Annotated in this window: 25 protein-coding genes; 4 read left to right on the forward strand and 21 right to left on the reverse strand. The window is 30.6% G+C overall.

The window, feature by feature from the left end; translation table 11 throughout:
- Positions 1–90: 90 nt before the first annotated feature.
- From Q4487_RS05200 to Q4487_RS05230, 7 genes are all read right to left on the reverse strand, one after another.
- Positions 91–639: a hypothetical protein gene (locus Q4487_RS05200; RefSeq protein ID WP_303541126.1), complete on the reverse strand. Its 549-nt coding sequence runs from the start codon at positions 637–639 to the stop codon at positions 91–93.
- Between the two features lie 126 nt (positions 640–765).
- A complete protein-coding gene (locus Q4487_RS05205) occupies positions 766–1,680 on the reverse strand; it encodes a DUF4238 domain-containing protein (protein WP_303541124.1) in 915 nt (304 codons plus the stop codon).
- A 202-nt stretch (positions 1,681–1,882) separates the two neighbouring features.
- Positions 1,883–2,386, reverse strand: coding sequence for a hypothetical protein (locus Q4487_RS05210; protein WP_303571880.1), 504 nt, complete (start codon positions 2,384–2,386; stop codon positions 1,883–1,885).
- A gap of 411 nt (positions 2,387–2,797) precedes the next feature.
- On the reverse strand, positions 2,798–3,250 hold the full coding sequence (locus Q4487_RS05215) for a hypothetical protein (RefSeq protein ID WP_303541119.1): 453 nt from the start codon (positions 3,248–3,250) through the stop codon (positions 2,798–2,800).
- A 188-nt stretch (positions 3,251–3,438) separates the two neighbouring features.
- Positions 3,439–5,640 (reverse strand): PepSY domain-containing protein, encoded by a 2,202-nt coding sequence (locus Q4487_RS05220; RefSeq protein ID WP_303541117.1) that lies wholly within the window; start codon positions 5,638–5,640, stop codon positions 3,439–3,441.
- Between the two features lie 7 nt (positions 5,641–5,647).
- Positions 5,648–6,133 (reverse strand): DUF2271 domain-containing protein, encoded by a 486-nt coding sequence (locus tag Q4487_RS05225; RefSeq protein WP_303541115.1) that lies wholly within the window; start codon positions 6,131–6,133, stop codon positions 5,648–5,650.
- Positions 6,134–6,139: 6 nt separating this feature from the next.
- Positions 6,140–7,615: an ankyrin repeat domain-containing protein gene (locus Q4487_RS05230; RefSeq protein ID WP_303541113.1), complete on the reverse strand. Its 1,476-nt coding sequence runs from the start codon at positions 7,613–7,615 to the stop codon at positions 6,140–6,142.
- 218 nt (positions 7,616–7,833) lie between these two features.
- On the opposite strand from Q4487_RS05230, the gene Q4487_RS05235 reads away from it, so the two are divergent.
- A complete protein-coding gene (locus Q4487_RS05235) occupies positions 7,834–8,193 on the forward strand; it encodes a hypothetical protein (RefSeq protein ID WP_303541111.1) in 360 nt (119 codons plus the stop codon).
- Between the two features lie 3 nt (positions 8,194–8,196).
- On the opposite strand, the gene Q4487_RS05240 is transcribed toward Q4487_RS05235, so the two are convergent.
- Positions 8,197–9,174, reverse strand: a complete 978-nt coding sequence (locus tag Q4487_RS05240) for an AraC family transcriptional regulator (protein ID WP_303541109.1) — start codon at positions 9,172–9,174, stop codon at positions 8,197–8,199.
- 124 nt (positions 9,175–9,298) lie between these two features.
- Here Q4487_RS05240 and Q4487_RS05245 point away from each other — a divergent pair, with 124 nt between their 5' ends.
- The gene (locus Q4487_RS05245) at positions 9,299–11,725 is read left to right on the forward strand and encodes a TonB-dependent receptor (protein ID WP_303541107.1); all 2,427 of its coding nucleotides are present in this window, start codon (positions 9,299–9,301) and stop codon (positions 11,723–11,725) included.
- Between the two features lie 20 nt (positions 11,726–11,745).
- A complete protein-coding gene (locus Q4487_RS05250) occupies positions 11,746–13,113 on the forward strand; it encodes a hypothetical protein (protein ID WP_303541105.1) in 1,368 nt (455 codons plus the stop codon).
- 78 nt (positions 13,114–13,191) lie between these two features.
- On the opposite strand, the gene Q4487_RS05255 is transcribed toward Q4487_RS05250, so the two are convergent.
- The 12 genes from Q4487_RS05255 to Q4487_RS05310 form a co-directional block, all read right to left on the reverse strand.
- Positions 13,192–13,884 (reverse strand): hypothetical protein, encoded by a 693-nt coding sequence (locus Q4487_RS05255; RefSeq protein WP_303541103.1) that lies wholly within the window; start codon positions 13,882–13,884, stop codon positions 13,192–13,194.
- 111 nt (positions 13,885–13,995) lie between these two features.
- Positions 13,996–14,328, reverse strand: coding sequence for a hypothetical protein (locus tag Q4487_RS05260; protein ID WP_100896663.1), 333 nt, complete (start codon positions 14,326–14,328; stop codon positions 13,996–13,998).
- Positions 14,329–14,779: 451 nt separating this feature from the next.
- A complete protein-coding gene (gene folE / locus Q4487_RS05265; protein WP_198519453.1) occupies positions 14,780–15,442 on the reverse strand; it encodes a GTP cyclohydrolase I FolE in 663 nt (220 codons plus the stop codon).
- Positions 15,435–15,839, reverse strand: a complete 405-nt coding sequence (locus Q4487_RS05270) for a MerC domain-containing protein (protein ID WP_232732648.1) — start codon at positions 15,837–15,839, stop codon at positions 15,435–15,437. The genes folE and Q4487_RS05270 overlap by 8 nt, the downstream gene beginning before the upstream one ends.
- A 161-nt stretch (positions 15,840–16,000) precedes the next feature.
- Positions 16,001–16,369: a hypothetical protein gene (locus Q4487_RS05275; RefSeq protein WP_303541098.1), complete on the reverse strand. Its 369-nt coding sequence runs from the start codon at positions 16,367–16,369 to the stop codon at positions 16,001–16,003.
- Positions 16,370–16,602: 233 nt separating this feature from the next.
- Positions 16,603–17,586 carry a hypothetical protein gene (locus Q4487_RS05280; protein WP_303541096.1) on the reverse strand — a complete coding sequence of 328 codons (984 nt, stop codon included), beginning with the start codon at positions 17,584–17,586 and terminating at the stop codon, positions 16,603–16,605.
- A 26-nt stretch (positions 17,587–17,612) separates the two neighbouring features.
- Complete coding sequence (locus tag Q4487_RS05285; protein WP_303541094.1) at positions 17,613–18,104, reverse strand: hypothetical protein; 492 nt, start codon at positions 18,102–18,104, stop codon at positions 17,613–17,615.
- A 294-nt stretch (positions 18,105–18,398) separates the two neighbouring features.
- Positions 18,399–19,655: a hypothetical protein gene (locus tag Q4487_RS05290; protein WP_303541092.1), complete on the reverse strand. Its 1,257-nt coding sequence runs from the start codon at positions 19,653–19,655 to the stop codon at positions 18,399–18,401.
- A gap of 559 nt (positions 19,656–20,214) precedes the next feature.
- On the reverse strand, positions 20,215–20,532 hold the full coding sequence (locus tag Q4487_RS05295; protein ID WP_303541090.1) for a hypothetical protein: 318 nt from the start codon (positions 20,530–20,532) through the stop codon (positions 20,215–20,217).
- A gap of 40 nt (positions 20,533–20,572) precedes the next feature.
- Positions 20,573–20,770, reverse strand: a complete 198-nt coding sequence (locus tag Q4487_RS05300; protein ID WP_198519454.1) for a hypothetical protein — start codon at positions 20,768–20,770, stop codon at positions 20,573–20,575.
- A gap of 10 nt (positions 20,771–20,780) precedes the next feature.
- Positions 20,781–21,128 (reverse strand): hypothetical protein, encoded by a 348-nt coding sequence (locus tag Q4487_RS05305; RefSeq protein ID WP_303541088.1) that lies wholly within the window; start codon positions 21,126–21,128, stop codon positions 20,781–20,783.
- Positions 21,128–21,457: a YtxH domain-containing protein gene (locus Q4487_RS05310; protein WP_100896674.1), complete on the reverse strand. Its 330-nt coding sequence runs from the start codon at positions 21,455–21,457 to the stop codon at positions 21,128–21,130. The genes Q4487_RS05305 and Q4487_RS05310 overlap by 1 nt, the downstream gene beginning before the upstream one ends.
- Positions 21,458–21,638: 181 nt before the next feature.
- On the opposite strand from Q4487_RS05310, the gene Q4487_RS05315 reads away from it, so the two are divergent.
- On the forward strand, positions 21,639–21,815 hold the full coding sequence (locus tag Q4487_RS05315; RefSeq protein WP_157811150.1) for a hypothetical protein: 177 nt from the start codon (positions 21,639–21,641) through the stop codon (positions 21,813–21,815).
- A gap of 288 nt (positions 21,816–22,103) precedes the next feature.
- Here Q4487_RS05315 and Q4487_RS05320 read toward each other — a convergent pair whose 3' ends face one another.
- Positions 22,104–22,922, reverse strand: a complete 819-nt coding sequence (locus Q4487_RS05320; protein WP_100896675.1) for a universal stress protein — start codon at positions 22,920–22,922, stop codon at positions 22,104–22,106.
- Between the last annotated feature and the right edge of the window lie 16 nt (positions 22,923–22,938).

Here is a 22,938-nt window from a genome sequence, read left to right on the forward strand (position 1 = left end):
TTATTCAGCCATATTGGAGGCATAAACACATAAAAAAACTATGAACATATTTGCTCATGGGTTTAGTTCTCTTACTTGCTAAGATTTAAATTAGGTACTAGCCTTCTCATTTATATATTCTAAGTAATCTTCTTCTAGCTTATCTATTTCTGCAATCAAAAAATCGTATATGTTACCTTCAAATATTTCAATATCAGTTTCGTCATATTTGTCGTGTTCTATGGTTATAACCCCATTATTTGTGTAAGCTCTATAGCCATTTCCTGTTTTCTTAAAAAACATCTGCCCAAGGGTTTTCTCTTTACACTCTAATGCCTCTTGGTTTTTCTCTTCATAAGTCATCCAATCTGGGGTATCTTCATCCATAGATAAACCGTAAACAAAAAAGCCATACCCAAATTTCCAAGCAGGCATAACGTCATACATTTTTGGCCTTCTCCACACCTCTTCTTTCACCTCAAAAAGTAAGGTTCCAAATGTTATTAAAAAATCTTTTACATCTTCACTAAATACATAACCACTACTTTTTTCGTAAGCTAAAATTTGACCTAAAGTTGAGGGATTCTCTACAGAACCAAGTACTACAAAATCATCATTTAGTTTATTTTTACGCTCCCAAAAAGTTTCTTTAGTTGTCATATATTGATTTTACTTTGTTTAATATAGTTCTTTGTTCCTCAACTTTTTTTAAATTATTCAACTCTAAGTTCAATCGTTCCTTTTATTATTTCACAGTCTTCATAAAGTGTAAGTTGTGTTAATTCTTTATTTTTCTGGAAAAACTCTGTTGATAAATTCGTTTAATGTCTTTTCATTGCTGCAATAAATATTGGCGGTTCTGTTTACAGCTGATCCATAATTTAATTGAAATATTTCCTCAGAATTAATCTTTTGATAGGAAATTCTATTGGCCGCCTCAAAGAATTCAGGGTTATGAAAACCTAAAGCGAGTTTTGGTGAAATTGGAATAAAATGATAAAGATCATCAATATATTTTGTATCAAAGAAAGCTTTGTTTTTATCTACACTGTATCCTGGTGCATCTGTTGTAATAAATATATCTTCTTTTTCTTTTGGACTATAAATAACTATATTGTAATTGACTACTCGATTTAAAACCGACTTAAAAACAACATTATCGTTAGAATGCAGCCTCAGTATTGAATTGTTATGAAGTTCCTTTGGCTTTGGAATACTCGATAAAAGATAATTAATAACTGACTTAGCCCTTCGACTCAATTGAGGATTATCTATTTTTTCTATTTCAGAGCTCAATTCATCAATACTCTTATTATACTGTTCATTAATTTTTTCTTGAGTGTAACCTTTCCTGAATCTAGGATTTCTTGATTTCATACTGAGTAAAAAAAAGGCCAAATCAGGGATTTGCTGGACACTCAATAATTGCTTATCCGCCTTTTCAACAATATCTTCAATAAAGTGTTTTTCATACCAAAAAGCATTACGTTCAATGACATCTATATTTAATTTGTGATAATCGGCTATTCTTGAATCTAAATTATAAAAGTCCCCATAAAAACATATCGAATTGATATGATACTTTTTAGGTTGACTCCATTTATTACCTGCTTCAAAAAATTGTGTCGCGAAAATTTTTTCCGTGCCAGATACAGAGAAATGCTTCAGGTAAGATTTTGGTACATAATGTTGGTTTTCCATTTTGATCTATTTTACCTAACGGTCTTTTTATGAAACGTAGCGTATAAATAAACGCTAACTTTTCGGATTAGCACAGAGCCGAATTCTTATATTTTGTTTTTTCTTTTCCTTGTTAAAGCAAAATTTTTAAGATTTTGCGGGCTTTATAAAAATACACAAACCTTTCGGTTAAACACTTATTAGCTATGTTTTATACACCGTGTTACAAAACGTTTTCTTTGTATTTTTTGCCATTATATTTTAATTGAGTTGATTGAGATGTTACCTTTTCTTTGTAATCACAGTCTCCATTTTCGTTCTCAAAGTTTTTTGTCGTGGTAATTTTGTTTTTTACTAAAATATCATAATAACCGTTTGTTTTATTTGATGATAGAATCAATACTTTGTTTTCATCTATAAATTCTCCAGCACAGTTAGTATCCCATTCACCACCATAATCCATTACATCATAACTGTCTAAAATTTTTATTAACTTGTTTTTAGATTTTATAAATAACGAAATAGTCGTGTTACTATATGGATTAGGTTTAGACATTCCATAATAATTTACTCGTATTCCAAAAGCTCTTTTTTCTTCTGAGATTTGGTAAGGTGCAGTATCTATTATAATTTCTGATAAAACTACAGCATCAGACGTCCAATTATTGGTTTTAGAACTTTCATAATATTGATTTTTAATCTTTCCTGTTTTACTGTCAACTATCAAAATATAACTGTTAAGTTCAAAAAAATAGTCATCTTCGTCTTCATTAGAAATTTCAGGAATGACTACAATAGTTTCAGACTGATTGTTTGGGATAGTTTTATAAGTAAATAATTCCCTTTTAATTTTTGATTTGTCTAAATCGAGTTGTTCGGAAACAATTTTAATGAAATCGATATCTTGAGCAAATGAAAATGTGTTTGTAAAAATAAAGAATGTTAAAATGCAGTATTTCATTTCTTATGTTTTGTAACGGTCTCGTATAACCGTCAGTTACGAGTTAATATGCGTTAATTTTCGGTTTGGTACTGACGTTAGTAATTCTATGTGGATTCGGACGTAGTCGAATCCACCGTAAATGCGGTTATACATTGTTGTAGCCAGTTTTTTGATTAATAATTATCCTTCAAGAAATTATTTTTTTGAAATTTTAAAATCTTTACGATACGTTTCAAATATTGGAGATAAATCAGCTTCCAACATTCTTTCTATTACCCTTCTATCAATTTCTTTATTAATTTCAATGAAGTAAAGATCCAACTCTCCATTGTATTTCTTGAAAAAGGAAAACCATTCAAATGCTTTTTTGGGATTTGGATCAATAGATTCTATAAAATGTTGTTTTGTTCTATCATATATTGATTTAGCCTTACCTACATATAAAATCTTTCCTTGATACTTATAAAGATACAAACCACTAATTTTGGATCCACCTATAATGTCTTTAAGGAATTTATATGTTTTTCGTTTATCTTCATCATTATCCATTAAAACTTTACCATGAATTATTTTTGTATGTTTCCAATAAACCTCTATTGGGTAAATTTTTATTTCTTTAAGAAAATCTGTATATGAATATTCTTTCATAATTAATAATGGAATGGTATTAGTAAGTTTTAATTGGCTACAACTAGTTAATAAACACAATAATTACATTTCTCCTACAATATAAAACATTTTTTGTAGTACAATTATGTAAATGTGTAATTGGGTTTAAAAAGAGTATTAATGGCACAAAAAAACCGTAACATACGGTTACGGGTTTTAATTTGTTTTTAATAGCAGTCCATTAAAATATGGCCTTTGTTTTGGTAGTAACTCAGTGGCTTTTTTAGGTGGTTTTTACAAATGGTATCTAAAACCGTAGTAACTTCTTTTTGCATACCTATAGAGCCGCAAATTAAAATATAGCCTTTGTTATTAATAAGTTGGGCAACTTCTTTACCATTTGCCTCTAACAGGTTTTGTACGTATACTTTTTGGGCTTGTTCTCTAGACAATGCCAAATGTAAAGAGGTTAGTTTGCCTGCCTGCTGTTGTTCTTCTAATTGGTTTTTGTACAGCTCAAAAGATGCTGCTGTACGCCCACCCCAATACAGATGTAATTTTTTGTGTGCTGTGTTTTGGCGTATCATCCCTAAATAAGGACCAATACCTGTACCAGTTGCTATTAACAGGGCTTCTTTTGCTTTTTTAGGCAAATGAAACGCTTTGTTTTTTACTATACCACAGCTTATTTTGTTGCCAACAGCAAGGTTTTGTAACCTATTAGACACACTTCCTTTTTGGTGACGTTTAACGCTTATAACAAGCTCGTTTTTTTCCCACTTACCAATAGAATACAATCGTTCTCTCTGGTCTTTTTCGCCCAAAATAGAGAGTAAATCTCCAGAGGTAAACTTCACTTTTTCTACTGGTTTTAAGTATATACAAAAAGTATCGTCCGGATTATTTTCTGCCTTGGTGTGTTTGGTTACGGTAAAAGTATAGGTTTTACGTTTCTTTTTACCACCAATGGCTTTTGGTAAACTTATATTTAAATTTTCTTGCTTACTCCACGCTAACAACCACTGGTTAAAAGATTCTAAACTTTGGTTGTTTATGGTAAACACATCTGCCAAACGGTTATTGTTGGGGTGTGCTTGCAACATAGTATCTACATCATAAGCAAATTTGCAATAGTCTGGGTATGCTAAAGAGCCAAAACCTACAACCGAGTAGTTAAACTTTGCACCTTGCTGGTGTGTGTTTAAAAGTGCTTTAAACTTTTTGGCATTTGTTGGCGCTTCTCCTGTACCGTAGGTAGAGGTCATTACCACCAAATGCTGCATATTTTTATAGCTTTTATAGCTGTTTAGTTCTGCTAAATATGCTTTTTTACCCAAACGCAGTAACTCCGAGTATAATGCGTTGGCAAAATAAAAGGTGTTTCCGTTTTCAGATCCTATAAGAATAACATAATCACAGTCGTCCTTTTTGTATTTGTTTTTAATTCTAGATTTTCTACGTTGCAACGTTATGCTAAAGCCCGAATACATAAAAAACAAAATACCAATAGAAGCCAATAACAAAACTATACTCCATACTATACTCCCCTGCCCTGTATGAAAAAGTGTGCTGTAATACGTTAATATTACATAAAACGGATAGTTAACCTGACTAACAATATCACCATTAAATTGGTTTACTAAATACTCCTTGTCTGTTAATTGTAGTAAAAAGTAACTTTCTGGAAAAGGCGCAAAAGGATATTCTATTTTACGAACCTGAGATAATTTAGTGTCTTTAAAAACTTTAAAATCTGCTACAGGAATAACTGGTTCTTCTGCAAACAAGGTGTCTTCTTGGTGTACTATTTTGGCAGATGGCAGTACAGAAAATTGTTCTAGAGATAAATACACGCCTGTTAGCGTTATAACTAAAATAGGAATTAGCAACCATTTACCAAAAAGAGTATGGTAATACGGATTAAAATTTTCTTTAACAATAGGTTTAAAAAAGCCTGTAACACCACCTTGCTTTTTTAGAATTAGAAAAATTCCGCTAATGCTTATTAAACATAGTAATAATGAAGACAAGCCTACAAAAAACCTGCCTATACCTTTTAAAAATAAGGAGCGGTGTAATGTGGTTGCAAACTTAAAAACTGCGCTAGACTCTTTAGGTGTGCCTAAACTATCTCCTGTTTTTGGGTCTATGTATATTATTTTATCTGTACCATCTTTATCTATTACAGATGCAGTAACCCAGCTATTTTTATCAATTTCTACAGAGATAACCTCTGCATACTTTTGCTGTAATGTGCTTGTAAATTCTGCAACGGTAACTTGGTCTAAATCTCCCGTAGTATATGGCTGTATGCGATTGCTAATTGGCTCTAACGCTAATACAGAACCCGTTACAGCTGCCAATAAAATAAAAATAGAAGAAGATACAGCCAACACAAGGTGACTGTATCTCCAAACTGATAATGTCATAAATTAATTATTTCTGTGGTAACATACGTATGTAACGGATGTAACCAGTACCATCTACTTTGCTGTTTACACTGGCAGAAGTAAGCTCAAAAGTTACATCGTCCTCCACATATTTTTGATCCTCAACAGCAGTTTCAAAACGTATTTTGTAGCCACTGTTTATTTTATCGTCATCAATTTTAATAACCTTAATAGCACGTTCTCCACCACTAATTGTTGCTCCTGTAATAGCATCTATACTTGGTTTCTTTTTTTCAAAAAAGTTGTACCATTTGGTTAAATCATGGTACCACTCAGGATCATCTCCCAATACATTTAAAGTCTCTACGTATTTACCTTCTGCATCTAATAAAGAAACTACAACGTAAGCACCCTCACCCTCGTAATTTTTTAACTGAATCATACATTTATATTGGCTAGTTTTAGGTGCCGCTGTAAAAGCTGCCATAACAAACAAACCTAGTATTGCTATAATTGCTACTTTAAATTTCATTACTTATTATTTTAAAAATTCAATTTTGTTTTTGTTCAATAATTCGTTCTCAGAAGCTAAGTCGTACACCGTTTCTTCAAACTCTGTTACAGCATCTTTTTTAGCTCCAATACTAATTAAATACTTAATTAAGTCTACATTATTAGTTGTCATAGCTGCCAAATGTAAAGGAGTAAGTCCGTTTGCATTTTTAGCATTAACATCAATCTTTAATGGTGTAATTTTAGCTAATAAATCTTTATTATTTTTAGCAACAGCCAAGTGCAAAATATTGTTTTTACCTTCTTGTACGTGAGCCATATTTAAACCTTTAGCACTTAATAAATTCCACTTTTCTGTAAACGCCTTTTTATTTCTTTTAGAGTAAGAGTTTACCAAGTAGTATGCCAAATTGTTTCCTTTTTCATCTACTACATTAACAGCAGCGCCTTTATCTATTAAATAAGTAACTACATCTGCACCATTATAATCAACAGCATTAGTTAATGCCGTTTTACCATCTTTATTTTTAGCGTCTAAATTTTTAACTCCAAAAAACTTAACTACATCTAAACTGTTGCGTCCAGCTGCATACATTAGCGGAGTATTACCTTTTGCATCTGCTTGGGTTGTGCTAACTCCTTTATCTATAAAGTAATTAAAAATAGCATTGTCTTTGTTACGGCCAGCCAAATTGTGCATTGGAGTAACACCATTGTTATCTGTAACATTTGGGTTAATACCTAAGCTCTCTAAATACTTATAAAACGCTAAACTATTACCAGGACCTCTACCGCCTTCTGTAGCTACTAAAATAGCATTACTACCGTCTGCATTAGTATCTTTATAAGCAACTCCTTTTTTAATTAACTGCTCTATAATTGCTTTGTTACCTATACGTGCAGCATAATCTACAGCGTTATGCCCTTCTTTATCTGTATGGTTTAGGTCTAATCCTTTTTTTAAAAAGTAATTTAAATCTTTAAGATCTTTAGCACCACCAATTAATTTTAAAATAGCATTTGCACCTTTAGGAGAAGTCTCTGTTATTTTAGCGCCATTTGCTAGTAATAAATCATATAATTCAGGATTAGTTTGTCCGCCACCGGCAGCAAAAAGTAATACAGTACTACCTTTATCATCTACAACATCTGTTTTTGCACCAAGTTTAATTAGCTTTTTCATTAACGGCAAATTGCCTTTCATAGCTGTCCAAAATAAGTAAGTACGCCCGTCATGTGTAATTTTATTTACATCATTACCTTTTACACTTAATAGGTAATCTACAACCTCTGCAGATGCACCAGCTAAAATAGCATTTGTAGTAGCATCAAAATTATTAGAGCTTAATGCCGTAGCACTGTTACCTGCAGCCTCTTTTTCTTGCACATCTTTAACTGTAGTATTTGGCTTAAAAAAACCACGAGACCAAAAAACATTTGCGTCTTGTGCGGCAATAGTACCTACAAACAGTAGTAAAACAAGTGTTGTAATTTTTTTCATTTTGATTGTATTTAGATAAATAAAGCTTATTTGTTTATTTAGATTTAGTATTGATAAGGCGCAAATATAAGAACTATTTTTATTTAGAATGATTAAAAATAGATTTTTTATTCAACAATTTTGCAAGGAAGATTACTGTTGTAAAATATGATATTACTTTTAAGTGTTTACATTTGTATACAAACAATAACTTACGGTAAAGCTAAATTATTACGCCTATGAAGATTGAAGAATTACCTGGCACCTATGCTATAATGGGAAACAACCAAAATGCCGAAAAAACAACTTATAAAGGCACACTAGTTTTAGCTTTAGATACAAATAAGCGTATAAAAGCAAAATGGTTAATAGGTAATGAGCAGTACCAATTAGGAACCGGCTTTTTTAAAGACAATATTTTGGTAATTAACTTTAATTACAAAGGCGAAGATAATGCTACCTACAAAGGTGTTGTGGTATACAAATGTATTAGCAAAGATATTTTAGATGGCTTTTGGTCTGAGAAATACGGAAACCCAAATTACTTAGGCGAAGAACGCTGCTTTAGATTAAAAGAAGAACAGGAATTGGTGAATTAGTGGTTACTTAATTAACTTACTTGGTAAATAACCTATAGTTTTTTTAAAAGCTGCCGTAAAATGTTGTGGATTAGAGTAACCTACCTCGTAAGATACCTCTGCAATAGACATACCTTCTTCTTGTATCAATTGTCTGGCTTTGTCCATTCGTAATTGAGTAATATGCTTAAAAATGGTGGTTTTGTATACTTTTTTAAAATCGCTTTTTAGTTTTGTGGTATTAAAACCCGCTATTTGAGATAAGCCAATTATAGTTAATTTGCTTTTTAAATTTAACCTACAATATTCTTCTACCTTTACAATTGCTAAGTAATCTGCTTTTGGTAGTTTTTTGCTTTCTACAACTGGTTTGGTCTTATCCATTAAAAAATCTACAATTAAAATGGCAAGTCTACTTTGTATATAGTTATGTTTTAAATCTCCTACATACGTACAGTTTATAATTTCGTTTATTTGGTTTCTTAATTTTAAAGGTATTCGCTTGCTCTTTTTAAAGTAGCTAAAAAAATGATCTATATTTAATTTGGTATGCAAACCGTCTATATTAGTTTGGTCTGCTTTACCTATTAACTTCTCTAAAGTATTTTTAGTAAAATAAACCTCTAAAGTTTTAGTTTCTCCTTTTGTAAAAATTTCTGCTCCGCTAAGCACAGGAGCATAAAATAAATTACAATAGCCTTGTGGTATTTCTACAGGTGCGTACACACTAGTTGTTGGCATATACACGTAACTACCCTTTAAAGAAAAATGTATTTTAAATAATGGAAAGTCACAAAAAACACTATGTTCTATACGTTTTTTAATAGTAATGTTTTTTGTAAACGCAATAAAGTAATTAGAGTTTAGGCTAATACCTTTGTTTTCTTCATTTACAAAAGTACTAAGGCAATTTTCTTCTAATACATCTGTCAACGCATCATCTACAACAATATGCATACTGCTTGTATTAGAACACGTAAAACTTTTTAATCCTAGACTCATTATTTCTTAATACGTTATTAAAACTTCCGTTTGCGTTATTTGTATCAACAGTTCAAAACTTAGATTTGCAAAACTAAATTAATTTAGACTAAGTCTTAATAAATATAAATATTTTTTTAATAGTATGTTAAAAATAGTGTCGGTTTTAAGCCTGTTATTTACTTTTTCTGTGTTCTCGCAAGCTGCCTATGAGACTAAAACAGGTACTGTTACTGGAGTTATTTCTTTTAAAAATGGAAATCCTGTTGCAGAGGCCACTGTTTTTACAAAAAAACCTATAACACACACATATACTAATGCTAAAGGCTTTTTTACGTTGCAAAATTTACCCTATGGCAATCACACCATTGCCATAAAATACTATGGCAAGGAAATAGAAAAAGTGACTATTGTAGTAAATAAACAAAACATAAAAATTAAGCATACACTTAGCTACAACCAAGATAATGAGCTAAATGAGGTTTTGGTAAACGGAAAAACTAAAGAAACCGAAATTGAGACTCAAGGTTTTGCTGTTAACGTAGTTAAAACAGAAGAAGCTAGCATCAGAAACATACAAACTAACGAGTTACTTAACACTACTGTAGGTGTAAAAATTAGACAAAATGGTGGTTTAGGGTCAGATGTGAGTTATAGTCTTAATGGATTATCTGGTAGCGCTGTACGTATTTTTATAGACGGTATTCCTAGTTCTATGTATGGCTCATCATTTAACTTAAACAGCATACCTCCTTCAATGATAAAAAATATTGAGGTTTATAAAGGTGTTGTTCCTGGTCATTTAGCAGATGATGCCTTAGGTGGTGCCATTAATATTGTATTACATAATAATGCTAAAACAAATTTAAACGCTTCTGTTTCTTACGGTTCTTTTAATACTCTACAAGCAAGCGTTAATGGTTTATATAGGTTTGATGATACTGGCTTTACGGTAAAAACATCGCTTTTTCACAACTATTCAGATAATGATTATAAGGTGTCTGGTAGAAGTGTTGTAGTTACCGGTTTGGGCGGTGTACAAACACCAATAACTGCACGCAGATTTAACGATGCTTACAGGTCTACTGGTGGTATGTTGCAAATAGGTTATACAGATGTAAAGTGGGCAGATCAGTTTTTTGTAGGTGTTACTGGATCTGATGATTACAAAGAGGTGCAACACGGAGCTTTTATGACTATTACGCCATACAAAGACAGGTTTTTAGAATCTAACGCACTACTTGCAAATTTAACATACCAAAAAAAGGATTTATTTACTAAAGGTTTAGATGTAACTGTTAACGGAATTTACGGTAAAAGAAACCGTACTGTTAATGATACTGTTTCTTGGGCTTACAGCTGGAACGGAGAAAGAGCCATAGACTTTAGAGGTGATGAGTACCAATACACCTGGAGGTCTCAGCAAGAAGGCGGACCAACTTTAGCTGCCATAAACAGAAAAGTAGGATCTATTAGAACAGGAGTTTCTTATGCCTTTAATAACCATCATAAAATTTTAGCCAACCACGTATATAGCGGTATAGATCGTGAGGATAGTGATGAGTTACAATCTGTTTTAGAAAACACATTTAAAGGATCTAGAGACTTACATAAAAATATTTTTGCTTTAAGTTATGAGTTGTCTGCTATAGAAAACAGACTAAAAACTAGTGTTTTTGGTAAATTATACCAACAAAAGACTGTAAACATAGATCCAGAAATTGCAGAAGATGAAAATGGCAATTCTGTTATTATTGATGACATAATTAGCAGCAATAAAAAGTTTAATGGTTACGGTTTTGCTGCTTCTTATGCCTTTTCTCCAAACTTTACTCTTTTAACTTCTGCAGAAAAAGCCATAAGATTACCCAATGAAACTGAAGTTTTTGGTAACGATGGTGACAATGTAGTTGCTAACCCAAGTATTAACCCAGAGCAAAGTAATAATTACAACCTAGGTTTTAGGCTTGGAGCATTATCTATTAAAAAACACCAATTTACAATTGGCGCCAATTTATTTACCAGAAATATAAAAGACCGTATTGGTTTGCCTATAGAAACATCTTTAAATATTGATGACGAACTAATAGTTTATGTAAACCAAGGTAGCGGAACATCTAAAGGTATAGATGCACAATTAAATTACACGTTTAACAACAACTTTAATTTAAACTTTAATGCTTCACGTTTTAGCTTAAACATTGTAAATAACGGTGTAGATATAGCTGTACCAAACACACCATTTTTTACTATGAATGGTAATATACGCTACTCTTTTAAAAATGTAATACAACAAAAATCTAGGTTAAACCTTTTTTATACAATGTACTTTACAGATGAGTTCTCTTACCTACCACCACAAGGAAAAAATACTGTTGGTGATGAGTTTTTTAAAGTACCTACACAACTAGTACAAGATTTTGGATTAAGCTACGCTTTTCCTAACAAAAAACTAGTTGCCAGCTTTGACATTAAAAACATTTTTGATGAACCTGTGTACGACAATTTATCGGTACAAAAACCAGGGAGAGCCTTTTACCTAAAATTGAATTACACAATAAATAAATTTTAATTTTTTAAATATTATATAAAATGAAAAGTAACTTAACACATATTAAATCTTTTGCAGTAGCATTTGCTACTTTAGGGTTATTAGCTTCTTGTAGTAGTGATGACAATGGTGGTGACACACCAACAACTCCAGAGCAACCTACCGAAGGCAGATGGATAACTGTTGCTGCTGCCAAAATGGGAGACAATCCTGGAGATGGTAATGGTGGTACTTTAATTTATTCTTTAACTAGTGAAGATGCTAAAGACCCAACTGTATCTATAGCTCCTTTTGATAACGGATTTATTGTACCGTCTAACAGAACAGCAAGGTTACAATCATCTGAAGATGGTAGTACTATGTTTAATATTAGCTATGCTGGTGATACTGGTGGTAACTACACTAAATATACTGTAGAAGGCGGACAAAATTTTACAAAAACAGGTACAGAAGTTAGTATTGCTCCTTATGTTGGTACTGCTCCTAGATGGATTAAGTTGTTTGATGGCGATAAAACAGGTTCTGCTGTTTATGTTTCTACAGAACACCAGTTTGATGACAATGGTACACCTGATGATGCTACAGATGATACATATTTACGTACAGAAGCTACAATGGGTGTTGTTACTTTAGACTTAGAAAACTCTTCTATTAAAAACTTTGAAGAGTCTAGCATACCTTTAACTGCAGAAGAAGAAGCACAAGGATATTACATTTCTAGAATAGATATGCCTACCTTAAACGCTGCTGGAGACAAATTATATATTGGTGCTCGTTTAAGCAAAGTAGACCCTGCAACTGCGGAGTCTGAAAGTGGTTATGAAGTTTTAGGCTCTAAAACTATTGTATTAGATTACCCATCTTTAACAAACCCTAAGGTAATTACGTCTACAGTTGGTAAGGGTAATACAAACGGATACCGTAGTATTAATGCCTTTTTATATAACGGTAGTGTTTATCAAGCAAACCAAAGTGACCCTAATGGCTCTCATATCTTAAAAATTGATGCTGATAATGAGTACGACAATTCTTATGATTTTAATTTAGATGATGCTTTAGGTGTAGAAGGTGCTTATATTTTAGCTTGGAGACCAGCTGCTAACGGAAAAGCTGTTGTTGCTTACCGTCATAATGGTTCTACAGAAGGTGTTGCTGGTTTACAAGGATTTTTTGCTTTAGTAGACTTAAATGCTAAAACTGCAGTTAAGATTGATGCTATACCTTATGATACTGATTTCTACTTATTTCAATACCAAGGTTTTGTTGTAGATGGTGATGATATTTACGTAACACAAGCTCCTGTTGGTAAAAACGGAAACATTTATGTGGTAAACACATTAACTGGTGAAGTTACTAAAGGTGCAGAATTGGTTAACACAACTGGTAGTCACTTTATTGGTGCTTTCTAGTAATAATACAAGCGCAAAAAAAAGTCCCTTGTCTTTAATTAGATAAGGGACTTTTTTTTGCTAGTTAACACAAGCTTATTATATTTTTTTACTGATACCACATTCATTTATAATTTTAAAGTCAACTCTTAAATTAACTTTTTCTTTTGTACTAACTCTTAATAACAGCACTTCTAAATTCCCTTTTAGTAATTGTTTGCCCATTTTATAAAACTCACCATCTTCCTCGTCTGTAAGATCACCTGAAGACTCTATAATTAATTTATTTGCTCCTTCTGGCAGAATAACAAAGTTATCTTCCAGATCATCTAAAATATTAGCGTCAATAGCATTTTGGTAAGATTCCATATCAACTACATTTCCAATAATATCAAAATAAGAAACTAAACCTTCATCAGGAGCCATTAGACCTTTTATAGGGTAAGTTCCTGTATTTAATTTTGGTGAATTAGATTTATTATGCATCATAAGCTCAATATCTAAAGGAGTATTATTATACATTTCCTCCGCTAAACTTATACTAAAAGTGGTTGTAATAAAGCCTTTTTTAAGTGTATTAGAGCTTTTTAGGTCATAACTTAAGGATTCCTTCTCTGTACTACCTATCTGTACTTTACAATATAAATCTGATTGGTCTAAGTTTAAATTTTCTTTTGCTGATGCATCAACAATTTCTTGAGTATCGTTATAACTCTCAGAAGTTTTATTCTCTTTGCAAGAAGTTAAAATAGTAAATATTAATATCAGGAAAGCAATACTTTTTTTAGTCATGATTGTTGGTTTAATTAAAACTTAATATACTTATATAGTGATGATTATAATAAATATATTTAAAATATACAGCAGAAACAAAATTAAGCAGTTATTAGAGAGTAAACTTTGTTAGCGCTCTTCAAAATACAAACCTTCCGTATCATCTTCAAGTATACCTGCTCCCAAAATGTAATTTTTTCCAGCTTCAACAGATATATGTATTTGTGTAGTTTTGGTCTGGTATGTTGCGCCATGAGCAAAAACCTCATAGCCTCCTTCTTCTAGATAAATAATTTCTAATTTACCCGCAAATAAACCCTTTCTCTGTTTGCTATATTCCCAAAAAAAAGTCTCCAGAGGTTTTCCGTTTATAGCATCAATTTTTATGTAATTAAGTACTCTAGCGTACCTTTCTTTATCTGCAGGTACATTTTCTTTTTTCTTTTTGCCAAATAAGCCCATTTTTATTTTTTAAATAGATTTCACTTAAACTGATAACTATAATTAATCAACATCCTTAACATTAAAATTAACAAATAAATTCTTAATAAAAACACAAACTATACTAATATTTAACCTAAGTATAAGTGCATTCTTTTTGGGCTGTAGAATAATCTTAAAAATGTATTAGTAAGTTCAATTATAAACTGATTGAAACTACATATGTAACTTTTGTAATTTCCCTCATAAAAACCACTCGCTATTTTTTTTTGATAAACATCTTTGACTAATTTGCTGCTCAAACGTTATTTTCTTATCACAAGAAACAATTATAAGAAAGAAAAGAATAACTGATAGTGAGTGGTTTGTATTTTGATATTTAAATTTGATGACTTGGTCACAATAATCCCTATACAACAAATAAAAACAAATACAATTATGAAGGCTAATGCTAAAATTTAAAACATAATTATTATAAAGTAGTTTTTTCTATAATTGATAAAAAGTCGTTTCTGGTTTGTTCATTTGCAAAGCAGCCACCATACTCTAATGTTGTAGTGTAACTACTTTTGTCTTTTATTCCTCTAGATGATACACACAAATGCTTGGCGCTAATCATTACAATAACATCTTCTGTTTCTAATGTATTTTGCAAGTCTTTTAATATTTGTAAAGACAGCCTTTCTTGTACCTGAGGCCTGTGCGAATAATAATCTACCAAGCGATTAATTTTAGACAATCCTATAACCTTATCCTTAGGTACATATGCAATATGTGCAAAACCTGTTATTGGTAAAAAATGATGTTCACAAGAGGAGTCTATAGTTATGTTTTGCTCTACCAACATTTTTTTATAGGCATACTTGTTTTCAAAAACCGATAATTTTGGCTTATTCTTAGGGTCTAAACCATAAAAAAGCTCTTTTACATACATTTTAGCAAATCTATACGGTGTACCAGATAAACTATCATCTGTTAGGTCTAAACCTAGCTCTTCCATTATTTTTTTAAAATGATGCTGAATAACTTCTATTTTTTCATCAGCTGTCTTATTAAAAGCATCTGCACGTAAAGGAGTATCTACGCTTGTAGCTATATGGTTGTCTCCTAGTATTTCTTTTTTAGTATTATCCATTATTCACACAACATTTATCGGTTTTACACTGGCAAAATTTTAAATTATAAATATGTAATGCTGCAAGTACAAGCGCAACAACATAGGTTACTGTTTCTGGTAAAGAAAGTAACTGTATTTTTTCATTTACAATTAAAAAAAACAGGCTAAACCAACTTAACCACAACAAGGGTTTCATAAAACTTTTAGATGTATTTTTTGTAGATTGCAATACCGCAAAAAACGAAACAATTAAAAAGATATAATCTAAGCTTTTCCACCACACAGGACTGGTTTCACAGCCACCTGCAGCACAAGTATGGGCTATAAAAATAAAAGGTGTGGCAACGCAATGAATTACACACAACGTACTGGCAACTGCACCAAAAGTATCTGGTTTAATTAAAGTTAATTTCAATATATATTTATTTAATGCGACTAAGTTGCAAATATAAACATACATTTTACTAATGCAACATAGTTGTAATAAATTTCTGTGGTACTAAAAAAACAATATTTGTACGTTTATTCTGTAATTGATGCTATTACTTGTAGAGTGTGATAACAATTAGTTAGTTTTTATTTTTTTTTAAGATAGAACAATAAATTTTGTCGAAATAACAAAACCAACTTATACAGCATAAAGGATGAGAACAACAACAGTATTGGTGATAAAAAATCCCAAGCATCATATTTAGAGCCTTTTTTAATTCCATTAACCTCAAATATAGTATTACCTCCAGTTCCTCTGTAATTAACTTTCACTTTATCTCCAATATCATATCTAGTTTGGCTTCCGCCATAAATGGTATCGGTTCTAACATCTGTAAGTATGGTATTTAAATATGTACCTCTTTCTGCTTCAGATTCGGACCCTTTTCTGTAATCTGTATCTATTATGATGCCGGATTTAGTTTCTCCAAAGTGTTTTAAATTTAGATAAATCACTTTTATACTTGACAGCCATAAAATCAATAAAAGAATTATAAAAATAAACCCCGTGAATATATTAAAGATTTTATGTAGCATTTTTTCATTGATCTATTAATGACAACGGCTGGGTTATAATTAGTACGGCCTAGTAATACCACGGATTTATAGCTACGCTAAGCAAAAGCTTTTGGTTTTAAATCTTTAATCCGTATTACGTTTAGCTATTTTTCCGTTTCAAATACGTTACACTAATCAGAAATAGGTAAATCTAGATCTGTATCTATGTTATAAAGCATTATCCTATTTTTTGTAGGTAAACAAATTATATTTAAATACCTATCCCCTTTACTAGTTTTCACAAATAACCTTATCTCCATATTAGCCTCATATCTGTATTGTTTTTTGTGCCATCTAACCTGTGTTTTTTCAGGTATAATTGACTCTAAAATTTCTAACTTATATAAATCCTTATTTAATTTAGCCTTATTTCCCCGTAAATAATTAGGAAGTTCTCTTGCTGACCACATTGGAGCATCTAATAAATCATATTCTTTTTCCTGAGGGTATTCTTTACTTAATTTTTTGAAATCTTTATTCTTAATTAGATTAAAAATTTTGACGCCATAAGTATAAAAGTCTTCATTTAACTCATTAATAAAGTACGTTTTTTGAGAAGAAATTTTACTAAGTTTATAATTTTCTAATTCTAATTTATTTTTAGAAACCCACTGGTTATTATATCTATGCAATTTATAGTAATAGGGAGAAATGGTAATCAATAAAGAATCTTTTAAGAAATTAAAACTTACGCTAGCTGTTCTCTCATCTGGTTCATTATTTGCATTTGGTTTTATATAATATTTAAATGTATTATAATATTGATTATCAAGTTTTAGATTATACTTTTTTATAGTATCTCTTATATCCCTGTAATTCTTTGCTATTATCTTTTCTTGATTATCTACATAAAGAATAAAATTCTCAAGCATTTTACTTCCTTTATGTGTTTTCTTCAAGTGGTCAATCCTTTTTAATTCACTAGAGTCAAACTGTCTTCTAAATTTTTTAAAATCATTATTTTCTACAGCACTAAAAATACTATCTATATAACTTGAGGGAGTTACAAATGTTTGCTGAGATTTTACAATATAACTTTGTAACATTAGAATAATAAAAAGGAGAAGGAATGTTTGTTTTTTCATCAGTTTTTTTTGAATAATCATTGCTTGCATAATAAGCTAATTTGCCTTAATTATAGTTATAAACCAGTTTGTTCTATCTCTTTTAATTTCACTATCAATTCCTTAATCTGAACTGTTGGTATTTTAATAGCTGATTCTATTTTTTTACTTTCATCCCCTATAACCAATGTTCCTATTTTTTCATCTGCGTATCCTATTTTATTTATAAAAAAATCTATCTTATTAAATTTTATAGTTTTTGTTTGATCCTTAAACCATCCATAATTTGCTTCGTATTTTAATGTTGATGAATTCCAGATAATAGTCTCTTTACCATAAGTATTCCAAAGAGCTATTTTTAAAAGTCTAAACCCTATAAGTCCAAATAAGAATAAACCAATAAAGTACCCTATCTGTAATCCTTTTCCAATTGCAATTGACATAATAGTAGCTACTAATGGTATAAGAAATGATGTAAAAGCAAAAAAGAACATAACAACTCTAATAAAGAGTGGGCTTTTTTTTACCTTAAGTACTATTATCTTTTCATTTAAACTGTACTGTTTCATTTAGCTGTAGTATTTATTTCCCTACCAATCCTAACTCATTTTTTATGTCTGTCCGTTCCAATAGTTTTGTTGGATTAACACTACATTTTTCTGCTATACTCATCACTAACTTTTCTTCCATCAAATAATAACTTTAATATAATGCTTAAATGATGTACAACGTATTTGTATATAGTTAGTGCGTGGTTTAAGCACTAAAGTTAGCAAATAAACCACAGATAGAAAGCCCGCGAGGAATATTCGTAAGTAAGCTAGAACTTGCAATAAATTATATGCGGTGTTAGCACAAGTTTTTTAGTCCTTAAAAGTTTTAATTAGTCTTTTATTTATCTCATCTTTTTCTCTTACAAAATCAAAAATTGGCCATTCTAAATAAGAATCAATAATTAATTTATCAACGATTATTGCTTGAGTAAAAAGTTCTTCTAAATCATCGTATTTATCGCTCAAAATATTGTGAGCAATTTTAAAAATAGGTGTTGCAGTTCCGACTTTTATTTTCTTTAAAACTTTCTTTACCTCGGTATCTTTATTTTGCTTTTTAAGTGAAATGGCATTATTAACCTTAATTCGAAGAATATAATCTTCTTGGTCTTCATTCTTTGGCTCGATTTGTTCGGAATATTTACAAGTTTTACAGACAAGATCATAATTTTTTGCATTTAAGTCCGCGAAAGTTTGAATCATTATCTCATATATTGCATTATCAATGTTGTCCTTGTCCCAATTTCCCCAACAGTTAAAAATTAATAGTTGTCCTGCAAGTTTAAATTGGGACCAAGATTTAAAAAAATAGTCCTTATCAATATGAACTAAATCTCCAATTTTATAATTAAAAGGGTTTTTTGTTCTTGAAATGTATTTTTTGTTTACAACAGAAGAATTGTGAACTATTAAATGTCTTCGTTCCCTGATTTCAATTATTTCATCCCATTTTATTAATTCTTTTTCGAGCGAAATAGAGAGTTTATCTTCAAAATGTTCAAGAATTTCATTAAACGATTTATCGATAATCAAACTTTCTACTTCTTTTACAATTAAATCTTTAGTTGCTTCTTCAATACTATCATATTCATTAAGCTCTTTGAGTGTGAATTTAAATTCCTTTTCGTTAAGAGAGTTTTTAAATTTATTGTAATAGTAACTAAGAAGGTCAGCGATTAAATATTCGAAATAATTATTAAGCATTAGGAAAGAACTTCGAGAAAGTATTTCGTAGTTCCTTGGTGATATTCTTGGCTGTTTTTTTATTTTTCTTGCGAATTTAGTTAGATAAGTTTCAACTTGCTCTTTTGATAAAGTGTTATCCTCTTTATTTTCAACAAATTTCAATTCTTCCTTTATTTCAGATAGTGCTTGGTCAAAAAATTCTTTAGACTTTTCTTTTATAGATTCGTCTTCGCCAGATGCTAAATTTCCAAACTTATTAAAGTATAGTTTGACACTATTAAGATTTTCAAAATAAGTTTCATAAATAGACTCAACATTATAAACTTTTTCTTTCTTTTCTTCCTTTGATGTTGAAACTTTAGAATCTTTTTCTTCTTTCATAAGGTGTTTTTCAAATTTGTGGTAACTACATATAAACTCAAATCATTGCGTTTATTCCGCCAATATGGTTGTATAAACGCACATATTACACTTGTAGCTGTTATTTTTCTTACAATATAAAAACATTTTTTATACCCTAATTACGGATATGTGTGATTGCCCTAAAATAGTTTACCTGTGGTATATTTTTAATGGTAAGTTGCTAAAAACAAAAAAGCAACACTAAAAATAGTGCTGCTCTTTTTAAAAGAGAGGTTCTCTTGGGGAACAGTCTCGACTCTTACAATAAGTTTTAATATCTATAAAATAGGTTAATTGTGTTTATACATTGCATAACTATGTTTAATAAATAAATTAACGTTTAGTAATTTTCTTACAATTTATAACTATTTTTTTTACCCCAATTACGGATATGTGTAATTGTCTTAAAATAATTTATAAATGGTATGTTTTTAGGTGTAATTTACATTTTGCTGTTATTAACAAACTGTATTATACAAAAAAGCAACACCATAATAGTGTTGCTTTTTTTTACTGTGGGGTTGTATTGGGGACAGTCTTAACTTTTATAATTTTGTTTAGGTATGTCTTTAAAAAACTCTGCCGCGTTTAAATTACCTGTTGGGCCATAACCAATTAAGGCTGTACCTTTATTATTGTCTTTTGTTTCTATAACATATAGTATAGACATATCAGACGGGTTACTCATACCCTCGTACCTGTGCTCTTGTACCACAAAAACTTCTTGTGGCGTATATTTGGTTTTCTCTTCTGGATCTACCAATTTGCCATTTACCACGCTAAAGTTACTTTTGTACCCTTGGCTTTGGTATTTTTCTATGTTGTCTCTTTCGTTTTTTGCATATTCATTACTCATAGTATCTGTTTTTTTTGTGTTACAAGGCCAGTAATACTTACTATTTAAATAGTTTTTTTACCAAAAGTAGTGCTCCGTATTTACGGGCTAATTTATACGCCCAGTTTACCCAGTTGTAAGGTTTTAAATCTTCTGCAACTTGGTGTTTTTGTGCTTTTAATTCTTCTACTAAAATTTGTCGTTCTAAACTAAGCCTTTTTAAATCTACCTCTATTTGTCTAAATGATGTGTATTGCATAGTCTGTGGTTTAATCAAAATAAGTCTTAGACATATTTTTAATTAATATTTTATCTATAAACGTTCTTCTGCTATATACCAACAGGCCAAACAGTATAAAAATTCCTCCTACTGCCAAATACCCTAGTGGTACGCTGTTAAACAATTCTCCTAAAGCTATTGCAGCGGATATTGCCATAAACAAAAATGCTAACAATAATAAGCCTCCTATTATAACTGTTTTTACAACATAGGATGATGTACTTGTTAACTGCTGAAAAACTTTTAACTCGTAGTATTTTTTAGTTACATCTACGTATTTTTTTCCAGCCGCTGCAGCTTCAGTTGCCGTTTTGTCTATGGAGTTTATTACACTCATTATGACTTCTGTAATTTTTTGTTCTTAGCTTTTAGCTCTTTTAATTTACCTTCTAATTGGTTAATTACATCGTCTGCTTTGTAACTTGCATCAGAAACTAAGTTTTCTATTTTAGTATCTAACGTTTCTTTATTTGTTGCTACAGTTGCAGCTACTGTGTTTCTTAAGTCTAAAGCACTGTCTGCAATAGATTCTTTTGTTGCTACCGCCTCATCTACAAGCTTTCTTCTTGTGTTTATACCTTTATCTGGTGCAAACAAAATTCCTAATGTTGCTCCTACTGCGGTTCCGGCTAATACTCCTAATAATGTGTTGCTATTGTTACTCATGTCTTTATGTTTTTATTTGTTTGTTATACAAATGTCTTATTTCTTTTACGCTTGTATTGACGTAATTAAACAAAAACTTAACTCATTTAATACAAAGCTTTTGCGCTATTTTTTAAATGATTAGCGCTAATAATTGACTCTAAAATCTTGTATAATTGTGTACAAACAAAAAACAAGAACAATGAAGAAAGATGTAAAACAAGGAGAAGAAGATATTAAGTTTATTAAGGATAAAGAGAAGAAAACAAGTAATTACTTTTTTCAAAACAACAAAATAACTATTGCCGCTTTTGCAATTGTAACTATTATACTTATACTATTACTAATAGCAGTATTTAGTACTAGTACAGCTATTTAAGTTGTACTTTTTTTGTAACCTGATAAATATCATATTATAATTTGTACATAGCTAATACCTTTACAGTATTAAACTTAAATACAACACCAGACTATGAATTTATCTATAATATTATCAAACTTAAATAATGGTAAAATAATGATTGCCATTTTTGCTTTAGTATGTGTTATACTAGTTGCAATAGTTGTAGGTTTTTTAATGAATAGCAATAAGAAGAAACAATGATTAGTGGTTAATGATTGGTTAAAAATTGAAAAAGCAGGTTTTTTACAACCTGCTTTTTTATGCTTATATTTTAAATGTAACTACGGGTACACTTGCGTGGTTGGCAATATCTTCTCCTATACTGCCCATAAAAAAGTGAGATAATCCTTTTCTGCCATGTGTTGCCATTGCAATTAAATCTGCGTTGGTAGTACTGCTGTAATTAAGAATTCCTTTTTCTACCGTATAGTCATTATAAATTTCTACTTCTACTGCTGCGTTGGCTGTAGATATAAACTCTGCTATTCTTGTATATGTATCTTCTGTACTTAAAAAGTTATCTCCTGGTGTGTTTATATAAACATAATTAACCTGTGCTTTTAAAAGATCTGCAAAGGCTTTTACTTTATGAAAAGCTTTAACACCTTCTACCTCAAAATTAGATGCGTATACTATAGACTGTACATCAAAATCTTTTATCTGCTCTTTTATAATTAATACAGGTATGTTTGCATTACGTACCACACGTTCTGTGTTGCTACCTATAAAAATTTCTTCTAAACCATCTACTCCGTGAGACCCCATAACTATTAAATCTGCCTTGTGGTCTTCTGCAACCTCATTAACCTCACTAAAAACCTTGTAATGTTTTATAATAGGTGTTACGGTTATATCTTTTAAAAATGGCTTGTCTAAAAACTCGTTTAACCTTTTTTCTGTTAACTTTAGTAAAAATACAACTTGCTCTTGCGGCATACCTTCAGAAGAAATCATAACAGAGTTAAGCTCTAGCATATGCAAAATAATAATTTCTGCACTATGCGTTTTAGCTAAAGATGCTGCTACTTCTAGCGCATAACTAGATTGATCTGAAAAGTCTACTGGTACAATAATTTTTTTCATAGTTTACATTTATAGG

It is taken from the genome of Cellulophaga sp. 3_MG-2023 (assembly GCF_030546975.1).
Taxonomy (GTDB): Bacteria; Bacteroidota; Bacteroidia; order Flavobacteriales; family Flavobacteriaceae; genus Cellulophaga.

Bases quoted from the DNA above. Each gene is read 5' to 3' on its own strand.
- Q4487_RS05240 (WP_303541109.1), bottom strand. From the start codon at position 9,174: ATGAGTCTAGGATTAAAAAGTTTTACGTGTTCTAATACAAGCAGTATG.
- Q4487_RS05220 (WP_303541117.1), bottom strand. From the start codon at position 5,640: ATGACATTATCAGTTTGGAGATACAGTCACCTTGTGTTGGCTGTATCT.
- Q4487_RS05230 (WP_303541113.1), bottom strand. From the start codon at position 7,615: ATGAAAAAAATTACAACACTTGTTTTACTACTGTTTGTAGGTACTATT.
- Q4487_RS05315 (WP_157811150.1), top strand. From the start codon at position 21,639: ATGAAGAAAGATGTAAAACAAGGAGAAGAAGATATTAAGTTTATTAAG.
- Q4487_RS05245 (WP_303541107.1), top strand. From the start codon at position 9,299: ATGTTAAAAATAGTGTCGGTTTTAAGCCTGTTATTTACTTTTTCTGTG.
- Q4487_RS05290 (WP_303541092.1), bottom strand. From the start codon at position 19,655: ATGAAAGAAGAAAAAGATTCTAAAGTTTCAACATCAAAGGAAGAAAAG.
- Q4487_RS05225 (WP_303541115.1), bottom strand. From the start codon at position 6,133: ATGAAATTTAAAGTAGCAATTATAGCAATACTAGGTTTGTTTGTTATG.
- Q4487_RS05295 (WP_303541090.1), bottom strand. From the start codon at position 20,532: ATGAGTAATGAATATGCAAAAAACGAAAGAGACAACATAGAAAAATAC.
- Q4487_RS05255 (WP_303541103.1), bottom strand. From the start codon at position 13,884: ATGACTAAAAAAAGTATTGCTTTCCTGATATTAATATTTACTATTTTA.
- Q4487_RS05235 (WP_303541111.1), top strand. From the start codon at position 7,834: ATGAAGATTGAAGAATTACCTGGCACCTATGCTATAATGGGAAACAAC.
- Q4487_RS05280 (WP_303541096.1), bottom strand. From the start codon at position 17,586: ATGCAAGCAATGATTATTCAAAAAAAACTGATGAAAAAACAAACATTC.
- Q4487_RS05215 (WP_303541119.1), bottom strand. From the start codon at position 3,250: ATGAAAGAATATTCATATACAGATTTTCTTAAAGAAATAAAAATTTAC.
- Q4487_RS05300 (WP_198519454.1), bottom strand. From the start codon at position 20,770: ATGCAATACACATCATTTAGACAAATAGAGGTAGATTTAAAAAGGCTT.
- Q4487_RS05320 (WP_100896675.1), bottom strand. From the start codon at position 22,922: ATGAAAAAAATTATTGTACCAGTAGACTTTTCAGATCAATCTAGTTAT.
- Q4487_RS05260 (WP_100896663.1), bottom strand. From the start codon at position 14,328: ATGGGCTTATTTGGCAAAAAGAAAAAAGAAAATGTACCTGCAGATAAA.
- folE (WP_198519453.1), bottom strand. From the start codon at position 15,442: ATGGATAATACTAAAAAAGAAATACTAGGAGACAACCATATAGCTACA.
- Q4487_RS05305 (WP_303541088.1), bottom strand. From the start codon at position 21,128: ATGAGTGTAATAAACTCCATAGACAAAACGGCAACTGAAGCTGCAGCG.
- Q4487_RS05250 (WP_303541105.1), top strand. From the start codon at position 11,746: ATGAAAAGTAACTTAACACATATTAAATCTTTTGCAGTAGCATTTGCT.
- Q4487_RS05205 (WP_303541124.1), bottom strand. From the start codon at position 1,680: ATGGAAAACCAACATTATGTACCAAAATCTTACCTGAAGCATTTCTCT.
- Q4487_RS05310 (WP_100896674.1), bottom strand. From the start codon at position 21,457: ATGAGTAACAATAGCAACACATTATTAGGAGTATTAGCCGGAACCGCA.
- Q4487_RS05285 (WP_303541094.1), bottom strand. From the start codon at position 18,104: ATGAAACAGTACAGTTTAAATGAAAAGATAATAGTACTTAAGGTAAAA.
- Q4487_RS05200 (WP_303541126.1), bottom strand. From the start codon at position 639: ATGACAACTAAAGAAACTTTTTGGGAGCGTAAAAATAAACTAAATGAT.